Origin of the sequence: uncultured Paraglaciecola sp., assembly GCF_913058035.1 — a bacterium.
Classification (GTDB): Bacteria; Pseudomonadota; Gammaproteobacteria; order Enterobacterales; family Alteromonadaceae; genus Paraglaciecola.
Genome location: NZ_CAJXPA010000242.1, coordinates 1 through 5169, shown reverse-complemented (window position 1 = coordinate 5169; position 5169 = coordinate 1). Strand labels below are relative to the sequence as shown.

Annotated in this window: 4 protein-coding genes; 3 read left to right on the top strand and 1 reads right to left on the bottom strand. The window is 39.8% G+C overall.

Features of this window, described 5'->3' with window-relative positions; all coding sequences use genetic code 11:
• Together QZ562_RS19395 and QZ562_RS19390 are read left to right on the top strand one after the other, a co-directional pair.
• The coding region (locus QZ562_RS19395) for a hypothetical protein (RefSeq protein WP_293763939.1) at positions 1 to 258 on the top strand (258 nt) is incomplete at its 5' end.
• Positions 259 to 1042: 784 nt separating this feature from the next.
• On the top strand, positions 1043 to 1234 hold the full coding sequence (locus tag QZ562_RS19390; RefSeq protein WP_293763938.1) for a hypothetical protein: 192 nt from the start codon (positions 1043 to 1045) through the stop codon (positions 1232 to 1234).
• Positions 1235 to 1928: 694 nt separating this feature from the next.
• On the opposite strand, the gene QZ562_RS19385 is transcribed toward QZ562_RS19390, so the two are convergent.
• Complete coding sequence (locus QZ562_RS19385) at positions 1929 to 3578, bottom strand: tetratricopeptide repeat-containing sulfotransferase family protein (protein WP_293763937.1); 1650 nt, start codon at positions 3576 to 3578, stop codon at positions 1929 to 1931.
• A 177-nt stretch (positions 3579 to 3755) separates the two neighbouring features.
• Between QZ562_RS19385 and QZ562_RS19380 the strand changes: the two genes are divergently transcribed.
• On the top strand, positions 3756 to 5169 hold a 1414-nt coding region (locus QZ562_RS19380; RefSeq protein ID WP_293763936.1), incomplete at its 3' end, for a TonB-dependent receptor.

The following is a 5169-nucleotide window of genomic DNA, read 5'->3' as shown; positions in this document are numbered from 1 at the left end:
ATTTCGTTGCCCGATCGAATGATAGAAGATCAATATTTTAAAGTAATCAATACCTGTAATGCGACTCCAAGGGGTGCACGACAACGCGGTTGGCGGTTACAAATCTCGTTTCCCGCTCCAATGATAGAGTATCAATATTTTAAAGTAATCAATACCTGTTATGCGACTCCAAGGAGTGCACGACAACGCGGTTGGCGGTTACAAATCTCGTTTCCCACTCCAAATTTACAACGTCAGCAAATTAAGATAGCCATCTAGAACAAGTCGGCCCGGCCCCCATAGGATTCGCGTCCACATGTTCGCATCTCATTTCTCGCTGTAATGTTTAATCCATACCACCCAAAATGTAAGTTTCAGAACGACCTGGGAGCTTCAATTCAATGCACGTCAATGATTGAATGTTGACCACCTTTCAAATTGGTGTAACGAAGAAGCGGAGTGCCCCAGCTGTTCCCTTTAGGGCAGGTTTTGAAGTGATTTATGCCGGGCGCTTCGTTGGCTATTTTTGACTTGAGCATTAAGCCTGCAGATAGTCGCCTCGCACAAACCGATTTCAAAAGTAGGATCTAAGGGAAAAAAAAATTTTTCGCGCTATATTTATTTCCTTATAGTTCATAAAGACAAAATAAATCAAAAAAATTAACTTCACGACTTGAATAGAAAAAATCAATACTATTTACAATGCCGAAAGACTCTTTAAATTAGCAAGTGATAAGGCATTTATTCAACTAAGTCGACAAATCAATACACGGAACTTACTACTCGCTATCATCCAGACACTTGGTAGCCAGTCTAAAGTCAACTTGGCTGATATCAATCAGAATTACTTTACCAATACAGAGATAACCATCCAATACGAGCCCTTTCATAATCAAAACAAAAAAGAACAATGCAGTGTTTCTACCTAAGGCTGCTTTAACTCGTCATGAAACATTGGGTGTTGCGCTCATTAAAACTAATCTCATTGAAAACAGGTTTAGACTTTCCTTTTTCTGAGTAAAAATTACTGGATGGTTGCACACTCCAACTGCATGATGACTTATTGTCTATTTATACATGTCGCCCTAAAAAGCGTTTCTCAGCAGCAGTGGCACTTCGTGTGACAATAGATTTATTGAGTAGCCGTATCGATTATGTAGTCGCAGGGGGTTATAAGGTAACAGAAAGGCCAAATGCCCCTAAAGCTGAAACATTAAAAAAATATACTGTTAATGACAGACGCAGGGTACTTTGACAGAGCTAAAATAATGGATTTTGGTAACCAAGGCGTATAAACCATTACTCAAGCACTTCATAGCATTAACCTCGTCATTATAGTATTAAGAAGAAAACGTATGGGGTATTTGGACATCAATCTACTGAGAGACAGTCTGCCAACCATAAATATTGATGGATTATATGGTTTAAGCTGGCAAATATAATTATCGTTTAAAGAGCTGAAATTGCATTGTAATCTGAAGAAGTTCAGTTCAAAGAGCAAACATATTGTTTAGACACTGTTTTACTTAAATTTTATGAAGATGCTATTAAAAATCCTGAAGGCAAATAGCACAGAATTATTAAAATTTTTGTGGGTATCAACACAAAAAACACCGAGGACAGCGCCCAACTGATTATCGTTTATGATGAAACAAATCAGTCGAGGTCATGCGAGCGAGACCACCCTAACAAAGATGTAGAAGATGGACTCTATCAATATGGCGTCATACTTATGAAGCGGCATTAATATTGCTGAAATTAATATTGCTAGAGTAGTCGAGCAAACGATGGCGCAGTTGCAAAACGATGCGTGAACTTTCGTTGAGTTTCAATGCAGAGATAGTAGTGTAAATGATGGATATGTTGACGCCTGATAAAGTCCAGTATTATCAGCAATATTATCGGGCTATTGACAACAACTGACTTATGGCACCGTTTTATTGTTATCGTTATACATCCTCAGCTAGATCACCCAAACTATCTTTAAGTTCATGTAACAAATCGCCATAGCGTTTCCAGCGGCCAATAGAGCTGGAGTAAAGAGGTTTCCGAACCTGCACTGAGCTAGCTGTGGAAACTGGCGCTTTGTTTTCGTGGAAACGTAAGCATGCATCGTCCCATTCAAGGTCACAAAATTTAAGTAGTTTCTCAGTGGTCGCTTGTTGATTAAATACAATATCTTCATATTGCACTTCCATAAACCGATTATTGGGTAAGCTTGCACGCCAATGGCCGATGAGTTGGTCGAATTTACGATAAAATTGTGCAGTAGTTTTTAAACTATATGTGTAATCATAATAGGAATGTTGTGTTGTAAGCAATTGTCTATAATTGCTCAAACAACTATCCATAGCGCCTCTTCTTAACACAATTATTCTAGCGTTTGGTAGGGCTTTTAAAATTAGCTTTGCATAAAAAAAGTTAAGAGGCATCTTGTCTGTGAAGCGGATTGCGTTCCCGCGTAAAGCGCTAGTTGCTTCTACGTACTGTTCGCCAACGTTATGTAGATTGAGCGTATTTGCTTGGGAAAGCGTCTGTGCATCTAGTACCAAATTAGATTTACTATTAGTTGCTCGCTTAACCAGTTCTGCAAATGTATTTAGTTCCCCTCCAGATATCACATCTCGATGACTAGACAGTATCCTATCGACTAATGTAGTGCCGGTTCTAGGCAAACCTACTATAAAGATTGGTGATGATGACTGCTTATCTGAAGGTGTGTCGAATGCCTTATTTGTTGTGCAATTTGACACTGCTGGCTCCTGAGCGGCTGAAAATACTCTTTCATAACTAAAAGCATTAGCCGTTGCACATTTTCCCGATTTTGCTTTTTTAAGCCATTCAAAACTTGTGGTGTAGTCACCTAAATCTTCATAAGTCTTAGCCAATGCATGACCTATATATAAAGCGGCGTCGCTATCTCTTTTCCAACGTTGATAGCTTATCAATAATGCGTCTATTCTGTTTTTTTCAGCACTTTGTTTTTCAAGGCTGACCAGTGACACTAAAGCTCTATAAAATTCAGGGTCTCGGCTTAAACTTTGTTCATAGGCAGTTTTAGCAGCTTCAAAGTCACCCAAAAACTGCAATGAGGCAGCCAAATTATAATGATAATTTGCAGGTTTGACATCTAAAGATACGGCTTGTTGAAAACAAAGAACTGCCTTTTCATGGAAGCCTAAACGACTATACACAACACCTAATGTATCGGCAATGTGGGCGCTACTAGGCTCCAAACTAGCGGCCCTATCTGCAAATAGTCTAGCTTCATCATGCTCACCCAATTGAGTGAGCGCCTGACTGAAGTAGGTAAGTACACGAATATTATCAGGGGCTAAACTTACGCTTTTTTCAAACAACTCCCTTGCTTTTACATAATTTTCATAATCAAAACATAGCTTAGCAAGCAGTAAATACGGCGCAGGATCGCTCACGTTACTTCGGATTAGCGCCATAGCATTAGCGTGGACTGTTTCGTATTCACCTTTTGCCATAAATAACAGATTTTCGTCAATTACATGAAGCATAATTTGGGGCGTTGTACTTATCAATATTAAAAACTTGTTGTAGGGTATCAAAGCGCTTTTGTATTGCAACACAAAGGCAGCCTTGCACGCCATCGAATTGACAAACACTTATACAATCGAGATACTAATCTTGGTGGAACTCTGCGTTATTACACGACATAATTATGCACTGCTAATGAATCAATCTACAGCCTCCCTTTATATATACTTCGTTCTTTTGAAACAGAGCACAGCGCACAGGAATTTAATATGAACAAAAATATTTTTAAGCCTAACTTAATTACCCAGGCTTTAGCGCTTACACTATTAACTGGTGTTGTAGCCATGCCAACTTACGCACAACAAAACAGTGAAGAAAGCACCAAAGATATAGAATTGATTACCGTTACAGCTACACGCCGAGCGGGTTCGATTCAAGAAGTGCCGATTAATATATCGGCATTAGATGGTAGTCAACTCGAAAGACAAGGTGTAGGTGATATATCGGAAGCATTGAGGTTTATACCAGGTATTGTTGCTTTAGATCAAGGTGGACGAAACGGTAACCCCTTAATAGTGCGAGGTATCAATGCTGATCCACTGGGTCAAGGTAGTGGTAATGATCAAGGTGGCACGGTTGCTACATACCTAGGCGAAATACCACTTGCTGTTGATATGAGAATAACTGACTTAGATCGTATTGAAGTATTGTTAGGTCCACAAGGCACACTTTATGGAGCGGGCACGTTAAGTGGTGCGATACGTTACATTCCTAACAAGCCAGAATTTGATGCTGGTTCATTTGATATTAGAGGCGACTTATTTAGTACTAACGAGAGTGACGATTTTGGTACAGACCTTGGTTTTACGGTAAACGTACCTTTAAGTGACACTTTTGCGTTTCGTGCTTCACTAGATAGTTATGATGATCCTGGTTTTATTGACCAACCCTTCGTGGTTCGTCAAATTGGTGTGTCTGAACCTGATGCTGCTCGCGGTGGTGATCAGTTTTACCCAGCTGAAGATGTTAACGGGCAAGAGTCACTTACTGGCAAACTTGCATTGCGTTGGCAACCAATGAAAGAACTAGATGCAAACCTAACTTATTATTGGCAAGAAGAAGAAAATGCAGGCCGAACTATCTCTAGCCACAGAGGCGAATTGACGACCGGTAAATATGAAAATGCACAACGCGTACGTGAGCCCAATGACGAAAGCACTAGCTTATTAGCTTTAGAAATTACAGCCGATTTAGGTTTTGCAGAACTCACGTCTGCAACGGGTATCACCAGCTATGAAGAACGCGGCCAACGTGACCAAACGGACTTACTTATCAGTCTTGAATATTCTTACGAAACTTTTCCAACCTTCACTGCCTTCACTGATGAAAACGAAAGAGAAGAAACCTTCAACCAAGAAGTACGTTTAGTTTCTACCTCAGATTCAAATTTAAATTGGATTGTAGGTGGCTTCTACAACAAGCTTGAAAACGTGAGTTATTCAGCAGAATTTACGCCAGGTTATGCAGCTTTTGCCGGATTTGAACGTCCTGACGATCTTGAATATTTCTCTGCTGGCTCAACCAAAATTGTAGAACAAGCGATTTTTGGTGAAGTAGGTTATGAAATTACCGATAAATGGCAAGTGACTATCGGCGGCAGGTTCTACAAATACGATATTAAAG